The sequence below is a fragment of the Marinobacter goseongensis genome, from assembly GCF_023156235.1.
Classification (GTDB): domain Bacteria; phylum Pseudomonadota; class Gammaproteobacteria; order Pseudomonadales; family Oleiphilaceae; genus Marinobacter; species Marinobacter goseongensis.
The window spans coordinates 1-3,237 of record NZ_JAKZAI010000058.1; the positions used below are offsets into that span (position 1 = coordinate 1).

Annotated in this window: 3 protein-coding genes; all 3 read right to left on the minus strand. The window is 54.7% G+C overall.

What is annotated here, in order from left to right; translation table 11 throughout:
* Nucleotides 1-154: 154 nt before the first annotated feature.
* Entirely contained in the window at nt 155-766 is a 612-nt protein-coding gene (locus MLC70_RS18175; RefSeq protein WP_282448536.1) for a lipid A-modifier LpxR family protein, read from the minus strand.
* A gap of 283 nt (nt 767-1,049) precedes the next feature.
* Nucleotides 1,050-2,246, minus strand: a complete 1,197-nt coding sequence (locus tag MLC70_RS18180; protein ID WP_034734201.1) for a low temperature requirement protein A — start codon at nt 2,244-2,246, stop codon at nt 1,050-1,052.
* A gap of 73 nt (nt 2,247-2,319) precedes the next feature.
* Entirely contained in the window at nt 2,320-3,156 is an 837-nt protein-coding gene (locus tag MLC70_RS18185; RefSeq protein WP_345799566.1) for a zinc-dependent alcohol dehydrogenase family protein, read from the minus strand.
* Between the last annotated feature and the right edge of the window lie 81 nt (nt 3,157-3,237).

Sequence of the window (3,237 nt, forward strand, 5' to 3'; positions counted from 1 at the left end):
GCCGAAAATGAGCGGTAATGGCAGTAACCCGCACAGTCTGCGAGACTTGCTGGGGACCTATGAGAAATCCGGGCTAACCATGCGCCCTGCCCTTGCTGAAAACCAATTGTTCAGCGGTATACATGGTATTTCCCAGGGTGATGTACACCGGTTGTCAGTGACTGCCAAAGCGCTTGCTCAGCACCAGTCCGCCCCAGGCCAGGGTGCGATCACCGGTACCGTTCTTGATTTCGGAGCTCTGCACACGCAACACGTAGCTCAGCTCCATGTTGTCCCAGAGGGTGTGGGTGTGACCGGCCCAGACTTCCGCTAGCAGCACATTCAGATCATTGGCACTGAGTTCGTGATCAGAATCCCGGAACTGACCCTGCAGAAAAGCGTTGTAGGCCCTGGCCTTCACCGACAGGCCACCCCAGAAGTAGTTCTCCCGACCGCCGACCGCGGAGACGCTGGGCGCCCGCTCACCGTAGGCCATCAATTCCAGGTTGAAGCGGTTATCCGGCGACGAAATCAGCCCTCCCCGGAACACCAGGGCGGCGCCAAATTCAGTGAGGTATCCGACGCTCCCAAAGTAGGTCACCTTGAACTTGCTGCCCGGCTCACTGCCATCCAGGTACTGGTGGTAGGCCGCGGAGTACCGCAAGGTAGGCTCGCCCCCTTCGGAGATCTGGTGATCCCAGCCTTCGGGCTTGTCACTGCCGGTGGCCTTGTGAATCGCATTCTGACTGTGCTCAAACAGGTCTAAGCCCAGGGCACCAACGGTCAGCGAGGTGGTCCATCCCGAGGTGCCACCGGCCGGCGCTACGGGGAGTTGTTCGTGAAGCTCGAAGAGTCACTGGGGCACGCCATGCGGGAGGACGCACGGCGAACTGAGGACGAAGCGCCGGCGTGGACAGCGCCAACGGACAATCACTGATCACGAAAACAAAAAGGCCGGCTTGATGAATGCTTCCGAAAAGAATGTGGTTCTACGGCTTAATGAGCATAAGAAGAACCCATCAAATCCCTGGCGGCTATCTGTCAAATTGCATGGGCGTAGCCATGTTCCATCACAGCATTTTATCAGACCGGCGCGCATCTCTTAGCGCCAGAAAAATCGGCACACCAATCTGCGAGAACAGCGCCAGGACCCAAAGCCCGTTGCTGACAATCGACGGTACGAGGGGATGAACGGCTAGCACAACCAGTGCCATGACAATGCCGAACAGCCTCAGACCGCCGCTGTGGTATTTGTCGGTGGCATCAGTCACGGTTCGACGCAGCGCCCATAGCGAAGCTAAAAACACCGCTAGGCCGACCGAGCCAAGCGCGGCGTAGCCGGGCGGATAAGGCTCCCACAGGCCGACGTAGACTTGTCCGGCCAGCGCAACGCCAATCGTCACCGCACTCCACAAAATCACGATGTGAGCAAACCAGTATCTCAGCAGCACGGCACTGGTGCGGCTCTTCGGTTTTTCATTTCCGGCGCAGTCGAAATAAGTCCAGGCCAGCGCGAAGAGGGACAAGCCGCCCATGGTCACATTGAACAGCGTACCCGCGCTGACGCTGTAGACGCCCTTGTCGGCCAGCGTGACCACCAGTTTAAAGAAGCCTTCACCCAGCAAGATCAACATCAGAAGGCCGAAGCGCTCCGAGATGTGTCCGAGTTGAGGCACAAAGCGTTCGAAGCGGAGCGTGCCCACGCGCGGCAGCATGTACTGCAGCTGGATTGCTGCCACGCCGGCGGCAAAGACCCAGTAGGCAACCGGTGTCGGCAAAAAAGCCGACAGCGCGAACACCCCGGCCAACACGAAAAAATTCCGCGCCTGTTCCTGCGCCAGTCTATTGGCCGCGTTGTCGGTACAGCGCGCCCGCCAGTAAAGATAGGCCGTCAGCGCCCGATTCAACGCATAGGCCAGCGCGAAATACGTCCAGCCTTCACCGGCCACGTCGGGAATCGCCGCCGCGACGGTCATCATCGTGACAATCTTAAGTGCCATCACCACGCGATGCGGCATGTCCGTGGAGATATACAGCGAGTTATAGAGCGAGCTGTCTGCCCAGGCATAGAAAATTGCCAGGAACAGTCCGGTAAACACCCAGAATCCTTGCCACCCCAGATGATGGGACAGGTAATTTCCCAGAATGAAAATTGTCACTACATGGACCAGATCGAAGAAAAGTTCCACCCAGTGCACGTGGTCGTGGTTTTCATCGACATCCATGTGATGGCGCGGACGCCGCCAGAGAAGATCGCTAATTACCATACACTACCCCTTTTTCTTATTGTTCTGGCGGTGAATTATGCGCCGGCCAGAGACTAGCGGAAGCTACGAACTGTTAATCAAGTTCGACCACTATTTTACCAATCTGCTGATTTGACTCCAGATAGTGATGCGCTGCTACTATCTCTTCAAATTTAAAGCTTCGATCAATGACAGGCTTGAGTGTTCCTTCGGATAAACCCGAGTGGATAAATTGCTTTGCTCTGCGAAAACGCTCGATGTCTTTTATAACTTCAGTAAACACATACCCCCTAACTGTCAGACTTTTACGAAGTGCTATTTTTAAGGGAAAAGGGGTTGTTTCGGGACTTAATGCTCCGTGCACTATTATTGTTCCTTCAGGGCTCATTGCTTCAGCAATTTCAGCTATCTGCGGCCCACCGACAGCATCAAATGCCATTTTTAAATTGTTTGCTCCCAAGATGCTTCTCAAGCTATCCAGTAGCGGTTCTTCTTGGGTTGCAATCACATGGGCCGCGCCAGCCTTGAGCACAGCAGCCTTTTTAGCTCCTGTTTGAGTTGTAGCGATAGGGATACCCCCCAGAGAATTCACAATTTGAATCGCAGCCAATCCAACACTGCTCGATGCGGCGGTTATCAGTACTGCATCGCTTTTTTGCACGTTAGCAATTTCGACCAAAGCGCCATAAGCTGTCAGGTACTGCATCCAAGCTGCTGCGCCTTCAGCAAAGGTTAGCCCTGCCGGTTTGAGTGCCACATATTCACTTGGTACGACAATCTCTTCTGCGTAGCAGCCATTCTGGGAAAGCCCCATCTGAGGGACAATACAAACCTCTTCCCCAAGGCGTAAATGATTCACCTCTTCCCCGACTTCAATGACTATCCCGGATGCTTCATAGCCGATTCGCGAAGGGAAGTCAGCCTTTTCTATATAGTGTAAGCGCCGTTAAATCGACCCACTTGCCCTAATCGTATTGAGCCACTTTTTTCAAAGCCGGCAACTCGGCATTCC

Excerpts from the sequence above, each read along its gene's own strand:
- MLC70_RS18180 (WP_034734201.1), bottom strand. The coding sequence starts at position 2,246 with ATGGTAATTAGCGATCTTCTCTGGCGGCGTCCGCGCCATCACATGGAT.